14 protein-coding genes are annotated in these 18,883 nt (G+C 51.1%); 8 read left to right on the top strand and 6 right to left on the bottom strand.

Translation table 11 applies throughout. The features are described 5' to 3' along the window. The first annotated feature begins 1 nt into the window (after position 1). The 3 genes from FCL45_RS00355 (at position 2) to FCL45_RS00345 (ending at position 2,840) form a co-directional block, all read left to right on the top strand. Positions 2–898 carry an ABC transporter substrate-binding protein gene (locus FCL45_RS00355; RefSeq protein ID WP_136795325.1) on the top strand — a complete coding sequence of 299 codons (897 nt, stop codon included), beginning with the start codon at positions 2–4 and terminating at the stop codon, positions 896–898. A 224-nt stretch (positions 899–1,122) separates the two neighbouring features. Continuing rightward, on the top strand, positions 1,123–1,818 hold the full coding sequence (locus tag FCL45_RS00350; protein WP_136795324.1) for an ABC transporter permease: 696 nt from the start codon (positions 1,123–1,125) through the stop codon (positions 1,816–1,818). Continuing rightward, complete coding sequence (locus FCL45_RS00345) at positions 1,815–2,840, top strand: energy-coupling factor ABC transporter ATP-binding protein (RefSeq protein WP_136795323.1); 1,026 nt, start codon at positions 1,815–1,817, stop codon at positions 2,838–2,840. The genes FCL45_RS00350 and FCL45_RS00345 overlap by 4 nt, the downstream gene beginning before the upstream one ends. A 148-nt stretch (positions 2,841–2,988) precedes the next feature. On the opposite strand, the gene FCL45_RS00340 is transcribed toward FCL45_RS00345, so the two are convergent. From FCL45_RS00340 to FCL45_RS00325, 4 genes are all read right to left on the bottom strand, one after another. After that, a complete protein-coding gene (locus FCL45_RS00340) occupies positions 2,989–3,240 on the bottom strand; it encodes a hypothetical protein (RefSeq protein WP_136795322.1) in 252 nt (83 codons plus the stop codon). 215 nt (positions 3,241–3,455) lie between these two features. Continuing rightward, positions 3,456–6,632: an efflux RND transporter permease subunit gene (locus FCL45_RS00335; RefSeq protein ID WP_228721413.1), complete on the bottom strand. Its 3,177-nt coding sequence runs from the start codon at positions 6,630–6,632 to the stop codon at positions 3,456–3,458. After that, positions 6,625–7,926 carry an efflux RND transporter periplasmic adaptor subunit gene (locus tag FCL45_RS00330; RefSeq protein WP_136795321.1) on the bottom strand — a complete coding sequence of 434 codons (1,302 nt, stop codon included), beginning with the start codon at positions 7,924–7,926 and terminating at the stop codon, positions 6,625–6,627. Before FCL45_RS00330 ends, FCL45_RS00335 begins: the two co-directional genes overlap by 8 nt. Beyond that, on the bottom strand, positions 7,923–9,356 hold the full coding sequence (locus FCL45_RS00325) for an efflux transporter outer membrane subunit (RefSeq protein WP_167495619.1): 1,434 nt from the start codon (positions 9,354–9,356) through the stop codon (positions 7,923–7,925). Before FCL45_RS00325 ends, FCL45_RS00330 begins: the two co-directional genes overlap by 4 nt. A gap of 295 nt (positions 9,357–9,651) precedes the next feature. On the opposite strand from FCL45_RS00325, the gene FCL45_RS00320 reads away from it, so the two are divergent. From FCL45_RS00320 to FCL45_RS00310, 3 genes are all read left to right on the top strand, one after another. Next, on the top strand, positions 9,652–11,091 hold the full coding sequence (locus FCL45_RS00320; RefSeq protein ID WP_136795319.1) for an ATP-binding protein: 1,440 nt from the start codon (positions 9,652–9,654) through the stop codon (positions 11,089–11,091). 15 nt (positions 11,092–11,106) lie between these two features. Then, complete coding sequence (locus FCL45_RS00315; protein WP_136795318.1) at positions 11,107–11,787, top strand: response regulator; 681 nt, start codon at positions 11,107–11,109, stop codon at positions 11,785–11,787. Positions 11,788–12,012: 225 nt separating this feature from the next. Next, complete coding sequence (locus FCL45_RS00310; RefSeq protein ID WP_136795317.1) at positions 12,013–13,341, top strand: DUF945 family protein; 1,329 nt, start codon at positions 12,013–12,015, stop codon at positions 13,339–13,341. An 86-nt stretch (positions 13,342–13,427) separates the two neighbouring features. Here FCL45_RS00310 and queF read toward each other — a convergent pair whose 3' ends face one another. Together queF and FCL45_RS00300 are read right to left on the bottom strand one after the other, a co-directional pair. Beyond that, a complete protein-coding gene (gene queF / locus FCL45_RS00305) occupies positions 13,428–14,267 on the bottom strand; it encodes an NADPH-dependent 7-cyano-7-deazaguanine reductase QueF (RefSeq protein ID WP_136795316.1) in 840 nt (279 codons plus the stop codon). Between the two features lie 60 nt (positions 14,268–14,327). Beyond that, the gene (locus tag FCL45_RS00300; protein ID WP_136795315.1) at positions 14,328–15,338 is read right to left on the bottom strand and encodes a hypothetical protein; all 1,011 of its coding nucleotides are present in this window, start codon (positions 15,336–15,338) and stop codon (positions 14,328–14,330) included. 459 nt (positions 15,339–15,797) lie between these two features. Here FCL45_RS00300 and FCL45_RS00295 point away from each other — a divergent pair, with 459 nt between their 5' ends. Both FCL45_RS00295 and FCL45_RS00290 read left to right on the top strand, forming a co-directional pair. Continuing rightward, positions 15,798–17,489, top strand: coding sequence for a potassium channel family protein (locus tag FCL45_RS00295; protein ID WP_136795314.1), 1,692 nt, complete (start codon positions 15,798–15,800; stop codon positions 17,487–17,489). Positions 17,490–17,564: 75 nt separating this feature from the next. Further along, positions 17,565–18,776: an ABC transporter substrate-binding protein gene (locus tag FCL45_RS00290; protein ID WP_136795313.1), complete on the top strand. Its 1,212-nt coding sequence runs from the start codon at positions 17,565–17,567 to the stop codon at positions 18,774–18,776. Positions 18,777–18,883: the final 107 nt, after the last annotated feature.

Below are 18,883 nucleotides of genomic sequence, written 5' to 3'. Positions count from 1 at the left end.
TATGCTACGCAAAATTTTTACCGTTGCAAGCGTTGCTATCATGGCACTGGCTTTTGCCGGAAACGGTTTCAGTTCTGATAAAGTGCTGAAAATGTCCACCACTACCAGTACCCAGTCTTCCGGACTTCTTGATGTACTGCTGCCAGAGCTTGAAAAGGATACCGGCATCAAGATCAAGGTTATTGCTAAAGGTACCGGTGCTGCTATCCGTGATGGTCAGGACGGAAACGTCGACGTAATTTTCGTACATGCCAAAGGCCGTGAGCTGAAGTTTGTTGAGGAAGGATACGGGACTGAGCGTTATGCTGTTATGCACAACGACTTTGTTCTAATTGGACCAGCTGCCGACAAGGCTGGTGTTAAAGCGACCAAATCCACAGCCGATGCTCTGAAAGCTATCGCCGCTGCCGAGGCCCAGTTTATTTCTCGCGGTGATGACAGCGGTACCCATACCAAAGAGCAGAACCTCTGGAAGGAAAGCGGTCTGGCCATGGGGAGTGAGACCATGACCATTACCAAGAAAGGTAAAAATGTAGATATCACCTTCAGCCGTCCTGAAAATTCCGCGGCATGGTATACTTCCATCGGCCAGGGAATGGGTAAAACCATCACTTTCGCAGATGAGAAGCAGGCATACACCCTCTCCGACCGCGGAACCTACATCAAATATAAGTACGGCAAAACTCCTGCCATCGAGCTCGATGTACTCTCAGAAGGTGACGAGGCGCTTGCCAATCCTTATGGTGTAATTCCGGTAAACCCAAAGAAGTATGCCCATGTTCAGTATGACATGGCCATGGAATTCGTTAACTGGATTACCGGTCCTCGTGGACAGAAGCTGATCGCTGACTATCGCCTCGAAGGCAAGCAGCTCTTCTATCCGGATGCAATCAAGTAGGCGGGTTATACCGACGAAAATTGCGACTGGAGTATGTTCAAATTGAAAAAGGAGAGGCCTTCTGCGGGCTTCTCCTTTTTTACGTGGCACGGCAAGGCTTGCACCGCGTATGATTGTGGTGTATGGATTCCACACCGTTGGAAATGATAATGTAACTGTCAGTTGCAACCTCCCCGGCCCTGCGGGAGTTTTGGGGGAGGGTGTGTTTTTTATATCGGAGATTCATGGGACTGCTTATTGACAGCACAAAATCAGCCTTTCTGCTGCTGATTTCTTTAGATCCGGAATTGCTGGAAATTATAGCAGTTTCGCTCAAGGTGAGTGGCTTTTCGACTATTTCTGCCTCGTTACTGGGCATACCAGCCGGTTTTATCATTGCTCAAACCAATTTTTACGGGAAGCGTTTTCTGCTCACCTGTCTGAACACCCTGCTGGCTATGCCGACTGTGGTCATAGGTCTGGTGGTCTACTCCTTTATCTCCCGCCGTGGTATTTTCGGCTCGCTGGAGCTGCTCTATACCCAGAAAGCAATCATCATTGGTCAGACCCTGCTCATCGTGCCCCTGGTAACCTCGCTTACCATCGCGGCCATCAGTAGAATTGACGGCAGGTACCGTAATACGGCGCTTACTCTGGGAGCCACCAGACTGCAGATGGCGCTTGTGGTGGTAAAAGAAGCCAGATTCGCGATCTGTGCAGCCGTAATTGCAGCTTTCGGGCGGGTTATTGCCGAAGTCGGTGTGTCGATGATGCTGGGTGGTAACGCCAAAGGGTTTACCAGGACCATGACTACGGCTATGGCGCTCGAATATGACAAAGGTGAGTTTGTTCTTGCTGTGGCGCTTGGCCTTTCTTTGATGATGATCGCCTTCATGGTCAACTTACTGTTTCTCTTTTTCCAGGGCAGGACCAGGATTTGAATCTTTATACACTTGAAAATCTCGCCCGGGAATTCAAGGGCCGTAAAATATTGGACATTGAGGAACTTGCCATTAAACCCGGCAAGATCTACACCCTGATCGGGCCAAATGGCGCAGGAAAGAGTACCCTTTTGAATGTGCTGGCCTTTCTTGACAGGCCGGAGCATGGAGCGCTGAGCTTTAAAGGCGAACGGGTGGAATACTCCGCCAGGCAGCTGCTGGAATTGCGCCGCCGGGTGGTGCTTCTCGATCAGTATCCTATCCTTTTTACCGGGCCGGTCTGGAAAAATGTGGAGTTTGGCCTGAAAGTCAGGGGAGTGGATAAGGCTGAGCGTCGCAAGCGGGTGGTTGAGGTGCTCGATCTGGTCGGAATGGAGAAGTTTATCGAAGCGGATGCCCATAAGCTCTCGGGTGGCGAGACCAAGAGGGTCGCGCTGGCGAGAGCCCTGGCAGTTCGGCCTGAAGTGTTGCTCTGTGATGAACCCGGGGCAAATGTAGACAAGGAGAATCAGGAGATCATCCTGGCTCTTCTGGGCAAGATTAACAAGAGTTATGGTACGTCCGTGATCTTTTCCACGCATTACCTCTCCCAGGGACGCAGGCTGGCTGATCACTCATTGATGCTGGAGCATGGCCAGCTATCAGATATGGTCAATGAGAATATCTTTCGGGCCAGGGTGATAGCTGAAGAACACGGCAGGCTGCTCTGCCAGGTTGGTCACGGCGCTGAACTGACTCTGCCTAAAGAGAGTGTTGCGGACAGCAGCGGGGACTTCAAACTCTACATCGACCCGACAAAGACCACTGCTGAACTGGATTGTGCGGAACCAGCCGCTAATATTGTCGCAGGCACGGTCTTTCAGCTGAATCAGGACAAAGGTCGGATTCATGTGGGAGTGGATATCGGGGTAAAGCTCTTTTTCTTTCTTACCACGGACCAGTATCGGGACATTATGCCGATTATCGGAGGCCGGATTATGATATCCATTCCAGATTCGGCCATGCGCTGCAGTATGATGTAGGCAGGATGCCTGTGAGGGCATAGCCGTTAGCCCGAATTTCTTATTAGTGTTAGCAACCTTTTGAGATTCAACCCGAAAATGTCATGAGCAGTGCGGGTTCGTATCTGTGGAATTCGCCTTGGTATTGCCCAGGGTGGGGCGGCTGACTTCAGCAGTCGCAGTCAAATTTAGAGCAGGCAATACAGTAAACCGTCAAGTGTATGGCTTCGGCAAGCATCTCTGTTGAGTGCTCACTGTCATACTCCCTGGCCCTGGTCATGACCTCCCGGTCATTTTCTCCCCTGGCGATGATATCGATCAATGGCGCATAGTTGCGTTGATACTCCAACCGTTCCGTATCGGTAACGTTCTTCATGTAGTCTTCATAACAGTAACGAATCTTGTTTCTTCCACGCGCCATATCGTACCTCTATAAAAGTCGTAAATTTTCAGATGACTGATTGCAGTGACCAGGTTGAGTAATGAGGGTGGTCACTGGAATGTAGTACTTACCCTGTTGCCAATTCTGTGGCAAGTAAAGCTGCTGTCGGGTTGGGGGGATAAAGAGAGGAGTTGACAGCGGCCACGCCACCAGGAAGGCGTGGCGTAGCCGCTGTCCGTTGAACAACTTACTGATTAGTGCTGACTCTTTTCCTGTAACCCTGCCGATTCTCCATGGCGCAAGAGGGCGCTGGTATCGGCGATGGGTTCCTCGCCAGAGGCTTCCTTCAGGTATACTCGTGTTCTTTCAACCATAAGGTACAGGCACGGTACCAGCACCAGGGTGATGATCGTGGCAAAAAGAATTCCGAAGCCGAGCGAGAGCGCCATGGGAATAAGAAACCGTGCCTGCCTGGAGGTTTCGAAGATCATCGGAGCCAGTCCGCAAAAGGTGGTGAGCGTGGTGAGCAAGACGGGCCTGAAACGGCGGATGCCTGCGGCACGGATGGCCTCGCTTGGGGAAAAACCCTCCAGTCTTCTCTTATTGGCGTAATCGACAAGTACAAGCGAATCGTTCACCACGATGCCAGACAGCGCGACCACACCCATCATGCTCATCAAACTGAGATTGTAGCCCATAATTATATGGCCAATAACAGCACCCACCATGCCAAACGGAATGGCTGTCATGACGATTATGGGTTGGCTGTAACTCTTAAAAGGAATTGCCAACAGGAAGTAGATGGCAATGAGTGAGAAAACAAAACCGCCGAACAGGTTCTGTACACTCTCCTTACGATCAGCCTGTCTTCCTGCATACTCGTAGCCAAGGCCGGGGAACGTGCCGGCCAGTTCAGGGAGTATGTTGGAGTTGAGGGAAGTCATGATCTGGGAAGTCATGGCCAGCGGGTCAACATTGGCCCTGACGGTGACCGTCCGGCGACCATCTTTTCGGGTGATAGAGGTATAGGCCCGGCCGCGATCAACCGTGGCAATATCGGAGAGTGGCACGAAGGTTCCAGCCGAGGTGGCGATCAGCATGCTCTCAATATCAAACTCGCTGAGTCGCTGGGACTCCGGGAGCCGCAGTCGCACAGTAACCTCGTTTGAACCGCGCTGCTGGCGGAGCGCGATTGAGCCCTGAAAGCTGTTTCGAACCTGACTGCCTACTTCGGCAGCGGTAAGCCCAAGGGAGTCACCTCTCTCATTGATCTGGAAGGTAAACTGTTGTTTACCGGGCGTATAGCCACTGTCGATATCCTTGGTATTGGGAAAATCGGCGAGCTGTTCAGCCAGCATGGCGCTCGCCTGGTCAAGTATTTCAATGTCCCTGTGGCTGAGTTCAATGGAGAGTGCGGCACCGCTGCCGGGTCCGCCGCGATCCGATTCAAAGAGTGACGATTGCAGGCCAACGATGGTGCCCACCTCTTCACGCCAGAGCCTGGTCACATTCCCGGTTGAAAGGGGACGTATGTCGGGAGGGGTCAGATAGGCGTTTACTTCTATTGTGTTTTCGTCAATCAACGATGACACACCGGTAACAAGATCATCTCCCCCATGGTCTTCACGAACACGCTCCATGGCATCGACGATTTGGTCGCGTACAGCGACGAGCTCGGAATATGGGCTGCCATAGGGAAGGGTGGCGGTAACAACCGCACGGTCCGATTCTACCCTGGGCATGAGGATCATACTGATTCTGCCACTGAAAACCCAGCCAATGGTAACAAAAAGCATACAAAAGAGCAGGGCCACGGTAAGAAATTTTATCTGTAGGACACGATCGAGCATTGCCCCGTAGATATTTTCTGAAAACCAGCTGAGCCGATTGCTGAATTTTTTTTGCACCCTGGCAACAGCTTTAAGGACACGGTTTGATGACTGGCTGTTGCTATGGGCCAGATGGGCCGGCAGAATAAACAGTGATTCGAACAATGAAACCAGAAACACGGTGATAACCACCAGTGGTATTACCAGCCACACTTTCCCCATAGTTCCAGGGACAAAGAGCAGCGGCATGAACGCTACAACATTGGTCAAAATAGAAAAAACAATAGGTACGGCCACATCCTTTGCACCAGCGATGGCTGCGTCTACGTTGCTGAGTCCTTTTTGTCGATATTCGTAAATATTTTCACCGGCGATAATGGCGTCGTCGACCACGATACCAAGAGCGACAATAAAGGCGAACATGGAGATCATGTTAATCGACACATCTATCATTGGCAGAAACAGCAGCCCGCCCAGAAAGGAAATGGGTATACCCATGGTTACCCAGAAGGCCAGGCGAAGTTCAAGAAACAAGCCCAGGAGGATTAACACCAGAGTCAGGCCGATGAAGGCATTTTTAAGGAGCAGATCGAGTCGTTGTTTATAAATTTCTGATAGATCTCTGGTTACCGCCCACTCAATTCCGGGGGGGAGGTCGATTTCGATATCGGACATGGCGGCCAGGGTCGCCTCGGAGATCCCGATGGGGGTCTGTTTGCCAACTCTGAACACCCGTATGGAGAGTGCGGATTCCTTTTCGTAGGAAGCTTCCCTGTTAGTACTCTCGAACCCTTCGCGTACTTCGGCGAGATCTTCAAGATAAACTGTCGCTCCGGAGGGTGTGGTGACAACAGGAATGCGAGCGAACTCGCTGGCCCAGTCGCGCCTGTTATCTATCCGTAACAGGATTTCGCCGCTGCTGGTATCCAGTTTGCCACTAGGGACTTCGATTGAAGATTGCTGGATGATCTGTGCCACCTGGGAGAGGGTAAGGCCATACATCCTCAGCTTTTCCAGCGGTATTTCGACATGAATTTCGAAATCACGGGCGCCGGTAATCTCAACCTGGGTGATACCTTCGGCGCGGAGCAGTCGGTCACGGACCTGTTCGGTGACTTCCCGCAGCGAACCTTCAGGTACATCACCATAAAAATTCATGCGCACCACTTCGCGTTTACGGGCGGCAAGCGACACCACAGGCTCTTCGGAGTCTTTGGGGAAGGTGGTGATTCGATCAACTTCCTGTTTAATCTCCTGTAATACTGCTTGTCCGTCGGCGTCCTCCATAAGCTCGGCGTTAACCCGGCCGCTGCCCTCTGAGGCCGTGGAGGTGATTTCTTTTATGCCATCGATTCCGTCGATGCCATCTTCAATGGCCAGAATGATTCCCTGCTCGACTTCTTCAGGGCTGGAACCGGGATATGATACGGAGACAGTTACAAGATCAAGCTCAAAGTCCGGGAAAACTTCCTGCTTGATCTTGGTGGTCACAAAGAGACCGCCAAGAAGCAGGAAAAGCATGATCAGGTTGGGTGTCACGCGGTTATGGACCATCCAGCCGATTGGTCCGCTGTGGTCCTTTTGCGTCAACTTATTAATCACGTGCTACCTCCACCTGCTGCCTGTCAGCTTGAGCTTTGTTACCTGCAACTGCTTGTTTATCTGAATCGTCACCGGCAACTTTTAATGGAATACCGGCAATCGGAGAGGCGAGCGAAGATGTGACTAAACGATCGTTGTCGTGAATTCCTCCATTGATAATCACCTGATCTCTATTGCGAAAAAGAACATCAACTGTGCGGATATCGAGCATACCGTTATCCCCCACGAGCCACACAGAGTTGCCGTCACGCAGATAGGAGCGATCAACCATGATGCCTGATTCGATGGTCTTACCAACTATCTCAGCACGGACATAGGAACCCAGCAACACTGGTGGCTTGCCGACATTTTCTGGGTTGCGGCTCATCGGGTCGTCTATAGCTACTAGCAACTGGGCCATTCTGCCCTGGTCTTCAAGGGAGGCCTCAAGCCTGATAACGTGACCAATTCGGTAGGAGTCAGGTTTGGTATGTCCCTGGGTATATACCCGGACCGTTGATCCGGTAGCATCGCTGGTTGCAGGAATCTCGACCCAGTCAAGTTGTTCCACGGGCAGGGTCAGTCTCAGCCAGAACTGGTCGGTACCCACCATGTGGGCAAGGACGGTTGAGCCGCCAACGACTGCTCCGGTATCAACATTACGGCTGCTGACCACGCTGTTGAAAGGTGCGCGAACCTGGGTGCGCTCCAGGTTCAGTTGAGCCTTGGCGAGTCCGGCACGTGCCCGGGCCTGAACTGCCTGGAGCTTTTCCAGTTGTGGCACTCGTAATATCAGCGCCTTTTCCTCATTGCTGACCTGTTCACCGAGCAGTGTAAACTCCTTTTCGGCAATGCGCTGATAACCCATCTCCATCAGCAGATCACTGTCAACCTGGTTCGCTTCGCTCTGAAGCTGATCAACTTCAAGCTGGTAGTCGGTGGGGTCAATCTGTAAAAGAGTTTCTCCGGCACGATAGAATCCGCCAGGAACAAACTCCCTGTTCATTTCGATAACCTCACCATCGACCAGAGGCTTGAGGTCAATTTCCCGTGCCGGCACAATCTCACCCATTGCGTATACCACTGTCTGCTGGGGGCCTGACTGGACCTGTTGAATCTCAACAAGAGCTGCCGAAGCGGGTCGTTTGCGCGGTTTCGCTTCCGGCTTTGTTTCAAGGAGATAAACCGTTATCGCTATGCCGCAGGCCAGGGCGATGACCGGCAGCATAAAGTGCAGCAGGAAGCCGCCGAGCTTGTTTGGTTTTCTGCGTACTTCCCCTGGAGTATTAGCTGGTTGGCGTTCGTTCATTTTCATAAGGCGTCTGGGTGTAATGGAGTAACTGGTTTAGCCTGACTGACGGTTTCGAGGTTGTGTAACGGATTGCTCAGGACCTGTCCCGCCAGGGCCCGGTAGAGGCTGATTCGAAAGCCAATGCGCTGCTGACGGGCGGTGAGCAGGCTACGCTCGAGATTTTGTTGTGAGAGCAGTGCGGTAAGGACGCGCTGATAGTCTTCTGCCCCCTGTTTGTATCTGTCCCGCACGTTTTCAAGTGTGTCGTTGGCAAGGTTGAGCTGGAGCTGAAGACTGCCGATAAGTTTGTCCTGTTCTTGTTCCTGGGCCAGGGCGTTTTCAACTTCGCGGATGGCTTCCAGTATGGTCTGGCCGTAACTGTAAAATCGCTCGCGGGCGACAGCGGTTGTTCGGTCCACCTCGGCCTCCCGCAAGCCACCGTCAAGAATCGGCCCGACGATGTTGGCGGCCATTGATGCCAGCCAGTTGTTAAAGAGTTGGCTGGCGGTGCCGGAAGTGCTGAGGTCAGTCGAGATACTGAGTCTTGGGTACTGGTCTGCAATGGCCACGGCCACATTGCGGTCAGCGGCCAGCAGGTCGAGATAGGCACTTTTCACATCCGGCCTGCTGCTGAGGATTTCCAGCGGAACGCCTGTTGCCGGAATTGGGGGCAACTCGACCAGCTGGGGCTGATCAGGCAGTGCGAGCGATTTGGGTGGCATGCCACTCAACACCGCAAGCTGGTGTTCGAGAACAGTTGCTGATGCCCGTTGCTGTGACTGTTCACCGGATTGGGCCTCAATAAGCTGTTTTTGCTGAAGCACATCGGCTATCCCTACCTGGCCGGCATTGAAGCGTAGCTGAATAAGCTGTAAACCTGTTCGGTTAACGTCCTGCTGCTTCTGCAGGAGCTGCAGCTGGCTGTTGCTTTCAGCAAGTTGATACCAGGAGGAGGCGATCTGTGCCGCCACAGTCAGGGCTGCGGTCTGAACATCTTCAGAAGATGCCTGGGCGCTGTAGATGCTCGCTTCCTGGGCAGCGGAAAGCCTGCCCCAAAGGTCAATCTCATACCCGGCGGCGAGGCCAATCGACAAATTGGTGGATGAGCTTTCGTCACCATTATTGCGGGAGCGGCTCTCCGTGGCGCTGGTGCGGTAGTCCAGTGTGGGAGAAAGAGCGGCTCCGGCCTGACGACTGACAGCTTCCGCCTGCAGAAGTCTCTGCCGGGCGGCCAGAATATCAAGATTGCTGGCCAGTGCCTTGGAAATAAGCTCATCGAGGGGTTCGTCGTTAAACTCGAGCCACCAGTGCGGAGATTGTTGCTCTGTGCCTGACAGGGAGAAACGTTCCTGCACATGTACCGGCAGCTGATCTGTGGCAATATTGGTCTTGGGGGCACAGCCACTGATTACGAGCAGCATGGCCGTGGCAGCAGGCAAGAAAAACTTTTTCATTCCCCCTATCCGGGCCGGGGGCAGGGCAGGTGTCCAGGTCAAACAGATGTGATTTGGCTCAGTCATTGATGATTTACACAGTTTAAAGTTAGAGGATATGTGTCAGTGAAATAACATACCTAATGATTGAGGACGAAATGTGGCAACAATATGCAAAGAATGTGAAAGTTTTTTGCAGCATACTGATTTTGCCGGGTAAAATGATGAGAATCTGGTACTAGACAAATAGAGACTGCCAAGCAGTTTATGCCTCTTTTTTAGCCCTGTAACCGACTATACCAAACCGATAGATACGATGAGAATTTCAATTCACTACAAACTCTTTGCGGCTCTGCTTGCCGCGATTCTCGCGGTCATCATCTACATGACGCTGGTGTTGCAGTGGAGTTTCGATCGCGGATTTCTAAACTATATCAGCACGGAAGAGCGGGTTCGGCTCGAGCATGTTGCCGGAGAATTGCAACAGCAGTATGCGCGTTTTGAAAGCTGGGACTGGGTGTTGCAGGACCCACGCAATGTCGCAAGAATTGTTGCGGGCAGTTATCCGGAAGGGAAGTTCAAGGAGGGTGTGCTCAGACGTATTGAGAGGGGGGGATTTAATCAACTTGCAGGTAAGCGTGGGCCGATCCCAACCGATTTGCCCCCGCATTTCTTTGCTCGTATATTCCTTTTAGATGAGAATGAAAGAACCATCTTCGGTTTCGAAGGGAGATCGAAGAATAATGAACTTATTACATTACGCTATCAGAACAAAGCTGTAGGTTACCTTGGAGCATACCCGACCAAACAGCTCACAGAAAGTCAGCAGGTGGTATTTATGAGACAGCATCGCCTGGCCCTGATACTTGTCTCTGTGGCCGGTGTTCTCATTGCCGCCGGGTTATTTTTCCCTCTGGCTCTTTTCCTGACCAGGCCCATACGTGAATTAACCTCGGCCACCAGAGAGCTTGCTTCAGGTAAGTACCAGACCCGAATTGACAATACCTCAGGTGACGAACTTGGTCAGTTGGCGGCAAACTTCAATGACCTCGCGGCAACACTGGAGAAAAATCAGCTTGCACGCAGTCAGTGGGTGGCGGATATTTCCCACGAGCTGCGCACGCCATTGTCTATTCTGCGCGGTAAAGTCGAAGCCTTGCAGGATGGGGTCTATAGCCCGACACCGGAGCTGTTCTCTGAATTGTACCGGGAAGTGATGTATCTCAACCTGCTGGTTGATGATCTGTATCAATTATCGCTCTCCGATAAGGGCGCGATGAGCTATAATCGGGCAGAGGTGGAACCATGCTGGGCTCTTGAGCAGGCTGTCTCTTTGTTCAAGCCACAGATCGAAGCGGCAGGGCTGAGTCTTGAAATGCATGCGGATATTGAGAGTGATGCGACTCTTTTTGCCGATAACGAACGCTTGAAACAGCTCTTTACCAACCTTATCGCAAACTCTGTCCGCTATACAGACCCCGGCGGAAGGTTGTTGATCAGTGTGGGCCAGCGGGAAGATAGCCTCAGTTTTGTCATCGAGGACAGTGCTCCGGGGGTGGAGGGACAGCATCTTGAGCGGCTCTTTGAACGGCTCTACCGGGTAGACGGTTCACGCAGCCGGGAATCCGGCGGGGCCGGGCTCGGTTTGTCTATTTGCTGGAATATCGTTAAAGGGCATAATGGAACAATAAAGGCAAGCCACTCAAATCTCGGTGGCTTGCGGGTAGAGGTCACCTTGCCTCTGGCAGATATTTGAGAAAATAGATTCTATATGGAACAGACAATTCTCATAGTTGAGGACGCAAGGGAGCTGGCACAACTGCTCAGCGACTATTTACGCCAGGCCGGCTTTGGCAGCCATCAGCTGTACAGTGGTGATGGGGTGATTGATTGGGTGAAGAATAACCAGCCTGACCTGATTCTGCTCGATCTGATGCTTCCGGGGCGTGGCGGGCTGGAAATATGTGCAGAGCTTCGGCAATTTTCGACAGTGCCGGTAATCATGTTGACCGCCCGGGTGGAAGAGCAGGACAGACTGCGCGGCCTTGAACTCGGGGCGGACGATTATGTCTGCAAGCCGTTCAGCCCACGGGAGGTCGTGGCACGGGTAAAGGCTGTGCTCAGGCGCAGTTCTCAAAGAACCCTTGCGGAAAATACAAAGGTGGGAATACAGTTTGATGCCGACAAGCTGCAGGTACGATTGAACGGCAATCTTCTCAACCTGACTGTAGTGGAATATCATCTGCTTGCTCTGTTGGCCGGGCAGCCGGGCAGGATCTATTCCCGTGGCCAGTTGATAGACAAAATCTATCCGGATCAGCGGGTGGTGAGCGATCGTACCATCGACAGCCATATTAAAAAGTTGCGTAAAAAAATCAGCGAGGTGTATAGCGGGGAACTGATTCATTCCGTTTACAGCGCAGGCTATAAGTTCGATGCAACCGAGAGCTGATTTTCCTCTCTTCCCAGGTAAACTCCAACGCCCTCCCTGTGGATTGAACATCCTGCTTTTTTTGATGTTTTTTCTCCATTGAAATCTTGCGACATCTCCATAAGCCTGATAGGGTAGCTATGCTAAAGTAAGGCTCTTTTCAGAGCTTTGAGTTTTTGACCTGTTATTTAAATCTGCCGTTTTTGAGAAGTATTTGGCAACTAACACGTACATCAAGGAGTAGGCATGAAAAAGATAGCTATCGGTATCGTCCTGATTCTGGCGATAGCTGCATGCTGTATGCCGTTTGTAAACGGCATCATTATGGAAAAAGGGTTCAACCGGTGCCTGGACGAACTGAACAGGATGTATACCGAGAGTGGAACCAACGCGTCGGCAACTCTGGTGCGTTATGAACGGGGTTTTTTGAACTCGGAGATCGAGTGGAAGCTCAATCTCGGAGATTTGAAAGCACTTTATGGTATTGATGAGATTATCCTGCTTGAACGAGCCGAGCATGGTTTTACCGATGTAACTTCATACAGCAGTCTGGAAAAAAATGATTGGTACCTGAAATTTATCGAGGAAAAACTTGGTGGTAAAGAGCCGGTGAGCTTGGTTACTACCTACGCTGTTACCGGTGACATTCATTCCGAGATTGATATCAGCGCGTTCTCCCTTGCGGTTGAAGACCAGACCATTGAAGTGCAGCCTGGCAGCATGAGTTTTGATACTGATCTGCAGCTTGATTCTTTCGTGATGACGGGAGATTGGGGAGGTGCGGCAATTCCTGGTACGGTGGCGATGAATAATGTCGCCTTCAGCTCTGATGTAACCAAGATTTCGACGTATATATGGGAAGGTGTGACTGCACTCAGAGTTGCCTCCATCACTGCCGAGGAGCAGGCTCAGAAAATTGCTATGACTGATCTCAGCGTCGAGTATGGGGTAGAGTATGACCAGGAGAAAAAGGCCTTGGCCATAGAGGCACTCTATGGAGTCGAAGAAATCAGCGATGGGGTTGAAAAGGTAGAAAACGCGACGGTCACTATTGGCGCAAAAGGTGTTGATGGTGCAGCATATGAAGAAGCAATGCGGCTTTATCTGGAACTTGCCGGCAAGCTCTTTACCGATATTTCCACCGTGGGGGATGATCCGAAAGCACTGGAAAGGGTGCTGCAGGACAAAATGATGAATTATGGGCTGCAGCTCATGGCCATTTACGAGAAATTCCTCAAAGAGGGATTTGAGGTGTATGTGAAGGATATGTCGGCCACTTTGCCCCAGGGGGACTTGAGCGGTGGTGTCGTGCTGAAAATGAAAAAAGATCTGACCATGGCCCAAATCATGCCCATGATGAATGATCCAGAGATGATTTTTGAATATCTCGACTACACTTCTGACTTTGTTATGCCGTCAGTGCTGGCGGAAAATAAGGCTCAAATGATTACTCCGCTATTGCCGGGAATGAGCAAGGGATTTTTTGTGGAAGAAGGTGAAACACTGAAACACCACGCCGAGACCCGCGAACAGAAACTCTACCTGAACGGAGAGCAGGTTAATCTCAATTATTGATATTCAGTTGTTGTAACAATCATACAGGCCAAAACCCGGAATCAGCTCCAGACTGATTCCGGGTTTTTTCTTTCATGCTGTTACGTTCACTGGCGGGGATCACGGATATTCGGCCACTGCCTGGCTGAGTTGGAGGCAGAAATGGACCGGACCGGGTTGATATCGATACCGCCGCGACGGGTGAAGCGGGCAGAGACTTCAAGGTAATCAGGCCGGCATTGTTCCATAAGGTGATGAAAGATCTGTTCGACGCAGGCCTCATGGAAGCCGGTATGCTCCCGGTATGAGACGAGATAACGGAGTAACCCGGCACGCTCTATTTTCCTGCCTTCATAACTGACCTGTACCGTGGCCCAGTCGGGCTGGCCGGTTACCGGACAGCAGGAGCGGAATAAGCGGCTGAACAGGGTCTCAGAGGCGGAGGCTGATTCAGGATCAGCCGTGAGCAGCAAAGGGTCTACCTTATAGCTGAAATCGTTGCATTCCAGTTCATCCAGGCAGATTCCGGTCGGCTCAGCCACCTGTACCCCGTCAAATTGATTGGCCAGGGTGAGTGTGACGTTGACTTTCCCGCCGGCGGCCTGACCGAGATCTCCTTCAAGTATTGCAGTAAGAGATGCAGCATTTTCAATGCGGGTCATGTTGAAAGAGTTGAAATAGAGCTTGAGCGATTTAGACTCGATCAAAAATTCTGAGGTGGCCGGAACTCTGATCTCGGCAATGGCAACCTCGGGTTTTCCATTGGCGGATAGCCAGGAGACTTCGTAAACATTCCAGATGTCCTCACCGTGGTAAGGGTACTGGCCGTTGGCCCCTGGGAGTTGGGCGGTGCCACGACCAAGGTTTCTGGGAATAGGTTGCAGCAGTTTGGGATCGTAATGAGAACTGTATTGTACGTCCTTGCCGAGCAAGGTTTCGATTTTCATGTATTTTTCTTTTATTGTGGGCGCCGATTCATCGTCAGCGCTCCTGGTTGGAGTGGATGATCAGTTCCGGGCGGATTTCTGCAGGAGCTGATAGATTCGGTTGAGCTCCACGAAAGCGTCATGGTCGCCACCCTGATCGGGGTGCAATTCGAGAGCTTTTTTCCTATAGAGTCTGCTGAGTTCTTTTGGCGCCATTTCTTTAAGAAACTTTAACGACTGTCCATAGAGTTTGACGACCTCGTCTTCTGCAATATCTTTGGTGCGATCGGGCCAGAAGAAGCGGCGATGGTCGTTCATGAACTGGCGAATAAAGTCATTCTGATAACTTCTGTTCCTGGGAATGTAATCAAAGAACATTATCATATATCGTACCAGATGCGGGTGCAGCCAGGTCTGCTTCGGTTCGTGTTGCCAGAAAGAATGAGCGCTGTTTAAACGGCATAGCGCCTCAACGAAATAATCGGCAACTTCCTGCTCGGGCAATGCTTCAGGCATGTACGTGGCGTAAGAAGCGGTAAAATACACATGCAGGTTGAGGATGGCATAAATGTAATTGCGGTACTCGCCAGGGTCCAGTGCCTTTTCCATCTCTACAAAAACATACTCCCGTTCATCTCTGCTCTGGTTAAGCAACGGTCTGAAAACGGGTGGGCGCATGGAGAAAATTTTGCTCTGATCGACCGCACCGTAATAGAGATAATAGATCCGGCGTCTGTCGAACATATGGATCTGCCTGTCGATGGCTGCCCTCTGCTGGTCGGTCATCGGGCCGGGGTCACCATTGCAGCGGTCAAATTGAGCCAGCCTGTCGCGGTAACCCCTGGGGAGAAAATTCCATAACAAATTTTCAAGCAACAGATCAGGGTCCCGGTCGGTGAACTCTGCGACGGACTTGAAGAGCCCGCTATCAAACAAAATTACATTGTCATAAGGCTGTTCTATAAATTGGCGTGGCTCCCGACCTAGGTCGTGGATGATCCGGTGAGAAAACAGCCCACTATTGTCAACCTGATAAGACTGGCGAATCTGGTACTGAATATCTTCACCATGAAAAAGAGTGGCAAGGTACATAACATTTGGCGCATGTAAAGGCTTCCGGGGGGAGAAATGTTTTCAACTCGTTTTATATACTGTAATGAGATGCTGTTGATAAATCATCAGGTTTATCTTTGCGAGTTACGCCAGACAGGGTGGTATGCTGGCATAAAATGAATTATTGAATTTTAAAATAAATCTCTCGGTGAACAACTGATGCAGTGTAACAGGATTTGATCGGAAAAATTTCATTGATAATTAGTTAGTTCCATTATAGCTTCTGCACTTCGTTGGAATTGGTTTACTTTGTTACCCGGATTCCGTGTTTGATTTTTTGTTGCCTGAACAGGAGATTACCCTGGGTATTGTCTTGTGTTCAGGTGCATGGTTGTCTGCAGGTGAGAAGTGAAAACAGGTGAGGGGTTACGTCAGCGGAAATCGCCCTGACCCTGACTACGCTTTAAATAGCCTTTTGTACGTATTATACCAGTAGCTATGAAATATTTACCGTCTCAAATCCTCTATTTTTTTCAAAATAAGACGACCAAGCGCAATCTGGTGCTGCTAGCTAAGTTTCTAGGCTTTTTGTTCAGCCTGGTAACTGTTTATAGTATAATGTTCCATGTCCTGATGGTCTATGAGGGCAGACAGTTCAGCTGGGTGACCGGGTTTTATTGGGCTCTCACCGTCATGTCCACCCTGGGGTTCGGCGATATCACATTCCATAGTGATCTCGGGCTGGTCTTTACTATTTTTGTGTTGGTGACAGGTGTGATCTGTATGCTGATCATGCTGCCGTTTACCTTTATTCAGTTTTTCTACGAACCCTGGCTCGAGGCACAGGTCAAAAGCCGTACTCCCCGCGAGCTTCCGGAAGGTACCAAGGGACACGTGATCATAACCACCTTGGAGCCTATTACCCAAAAACTGATCGAAAAACTTTCGCGCAGAAATTATGAGTATGTGGTGATCGCAGCCGACCAGCAGCAGGGTGGCGAACTTCATGATGCCGGCTACAAGGTGGTGGTCGGGGAACCTGACGATCCTGAGACTTTCAAAAAACTCCGCATTCACGATGCGGCGATGGTTGTGGCCACCAATGATGATCTGATGAACACAAATATCGCATTTACCGTGCGCGAGATCAGCAAGAGTGTGCCCATTGTGACTTCCGCAGACCGGGATCATTCTCTGGATATTTTGAACTATCCCGGCAATACCCATGTCTTTCAGTTTATGAAGATGTTGGGTTTTGCACTTGCCGAGCGGACGGTGGGCCTTGGTAGTGCTACGACAATTATTAGTAATTTCGATGAACTGTATATTGCGGAGATTTCGGCAAAACGAACGAGTCTTGCCGGTAAGGCGATTATTGATGTAGACCTCCGACAACGCACCGGAACCACCATCATTGGTCTATGGGATAAAGGGCGTTTCGACGCTCCCCACCCGGATGCCAGGATCGTTGACAGCACTCTGCTTTTACTGGCCGGTACCAAAGAACAGCTGCGAAATTTTGAAAAGCTCTATGTGGCTGTCGAAACCGGCTTTGACGAAGACGCACCCGTCCTTATTCTCGGTGGCGGCCGGGTCGGGCTCGCTTCTGCAGAGGTACTGGAACAGCATAATATTCCTTACAGGATCATTGAAAAACGGGCAGCCGTCGCTTCAAGCGACGAGAAGTTCATCATGGGGGATGCTGCGGATTTCAACATTCTGAAGGAGGCTGGCATCGATAAAGCTCGCGCTGTTATCGTGACGACACATAATGATGCGATGAATATTTATCTCAGCTTCTACTGCCGCCAGCTACGACCGGATGTACAGCTCATCTGTCGATCCACGAATGAGCGTAACGTTCCGAAACTGCACATGGCCGGAGCGGATCTGGTACTTTCTTACGCGTCCATGGGCGCAAACGCCGTTATCAATTCGCTGAAGACAGACGAGGTTTCCATGTTTACTGAGGGACTCAATATCTTCAGCCTGCCTGTACCTGGAAAACTGGTGGACAAGACCTTGGTCGAGAGCAGGATCAGGCCTCTTACCGGTTGCTCGGTTGTCGCCATCAAATCAGATGGGGATCTGCTGGTGGGGCCTGACCCGACCTTACCACTCCGTGATGGAGATGAACTTATCCTGATCGGCACAACCGAAGCGGAAATGAAATTCGCCGAGGTTTATTAATTTCTCAAAAATCTTACACAAACTCGCTTTGAATCCAGGGGGGCATTGCCGCCGACTATCATACAAGGGGGAAGAATGAAGCTGGGTAGATTTGTAGGAGCTGTACTGCTTGCAATGCTGGTGCTGGTCAACCCGTTGCAGGCGGAAACAGAAAATAGTGAGTGGCAGTCTATCGTCGCCAAAGCAAAGGGGCAGACTGTTTACTATAATGGCTGGGGCGGCTCCGAGGTTATAAACGAGTACATACGCTGGGCTTCGGCTGAAGTCGAGAAGAGATATGGCGTGACGGTCAAACACGTGAAGGTCACCGATATAGGTGATGTGGTCGGCCGCATCCTGGCAGAGAAAAGCGCCGGACGAACCAGCGGCGGCACAGTCGATCTGGTCTGGATTAATGGTGAAAACTTTCGGGCCATGAAAGAACAGGGCCTGCTTGGTCCGCCATTTACCCATAAACTTCCCTCCTATCAGCTTGTAGATACTGAGAAAAAACCAACAACTGTATATGATTTCACCATTGCTGTAGAAAACCTTGAAGCACCCTGGGGAATGGCTCAGCTGGTGTTCATGTATGACACCGCTCATGTAACGAATCCACCGGCTAACATGCAGGAGCTGCTTGCTTACGCTAAAACCCATCCTGGCCGGGTGACCTATCCGGCTCCGCCCGAATTTCACGGCACAACCTTTTTGAAGCAGGCTCTGCTGGAACTCGTTGAAAATCCTGAGTTGCTGAAAAAACCTGTGGATGCGGTCGATTTCGAAAAAATTACCGCGCCGCTTTGGGCGTTTCTGGATGAATTGCACCCGGTAATGTGGCGGAGTGGCAGAACTTTTGCCAATGGTGCTCCTGAGATGAAGCAGCTGCTGAGTGACGGTGAGATATTCATTTCCCTCAGCTTCAACCCAAATGATGCCAGCAATGCCATCGCCAGCGGTGAATTGCCGGAGAGTATCCGGACCTATGTGCATGAGGGCGGCACCATCGGAAATAGCCATTTCCTGGCGGTGGTCTTCAACTCATCTGCCAAAGAGGGCGCCATGGTCTTCGCAGATTTTCTGATGTCGCCTGAAGCCCAGGCGAGAAAAGCGGACCCGGCTATCTGGGGTGATCCTACCGTTCTGGCCATGGGCAAGCTGACACCGGAGCAGAAACAGCTTTTTGACAATATTGAGGCAGGTGTTGCAACCTTGAGCCCGCAGGAGCTTGGCAAAGTTCGCCTGGAACCCCATGCGTCCTGGGTTGAGGCGTTGGAGACGACCTGGCTTGCCCGCTACCGGAAGTAGGCCTCTGCAGGCATAACCTCCTGGGCCATGTTCGACTTTGCTGGTTGAAAATTGATGCTGGTGATATCAACTGAATGGCTCAGCTCAGCTGTAACCCGAAATCAGGA

The organism is Desulfosediminicola ganghwensis (assembly GCF_005116675.2).
Taxonomy (GTDB): Bacteria; Desulfobacterota; Desulfobulbia; order Desulfobulbales; family Desulfocapsaceae; genus Desulfopila; species Desulfopila ganghwensis.
Note: the sequence above shows the minus strand (reverse complement) of the source record. Positions and strands in the feature narration are given on the sequence as shown.

Coding starts and splice junctions, on each gene's coding strand:
- FCL45_RS00310 (WP_136795317.1), top strand. CDS start 12,013: ATGAAAAAGATAGCTATCGGTATCGTCCTGATTCTGGCGATAGCTGCA.
- queF (WP_136795316.1), bottom strand. CDS start 14,267: ATGAAAATCGAAACCTTGCTCGGCAAGGACGTACAATACAGTTCTCAT.
- FCL45_RS00315 (WP_136795318.1), top strand. CDS start 11,107: ATGGAACAGACAATTCTCATAGTTGAGGACGCAAGGGAGCTGGCACAA.
- FCL45_RS00340 (WP_136795322.1), bottom strand. CDS start 3,240: ATGGCGCGTGGAAGAAACAAGATTCGTTACTGTTATGAAGACTACATG.
- FCL45_RS00295 (WP_136795314.1), top strand. CDS start 15,798: ATGAAATATTTACCGTCTCAAATCCTCTATTTTTTTCAAAATAAGACG.
- FCL45_RS00350 (WP_136795324.1), top strand. CDS start 1,123: ATGGGACTGCTTATTGACAGCACAAAATCAGCCTTTCTGCTGCTGATT.
- FCL45_RS00355 (WP_136795325.1), top strand. CDS start 2: ATGCTACGCAAAATTTTTACCGTTGCAAGCGTTGCTATCATGGCACTG.
- FCL45_RS00300 (WP_136795315.1), bottom strand. CDS start 15,338: ATGTACCTTGCCACTCTTTTTCATGGTGAAGATATTCAGTACCAGATT.
- FCL45_RS00325 (WP_167495619.1), bottom strand. CDS start 9,356: ATGAAAAAGTTTTTCTTGCCTGCTGCCACGGCCATGCTGCTCGTAATC.
- FCL45_RS00320 (WP_136795319.1), top strand. CDS start 9,652: ATGAGAATTTCAATTCACTACAAACTCTTTGCGGCTCTGCTTGCCGCG.
- FCL45_RS00330 (WP_136795321.1), bottom strand. CDS start 7,926: ATGAAAATGAACGAACGCCAACCAGCTAATACTCCAGGGGAAGTACGC.
- FCL45_RS00290 (WP_136795313.1), top strand. CDS start 17,565: ATGAAGCTGGGTAGATTTGTAGGAGCTGTACTGCTTGCAATGCTGGTG.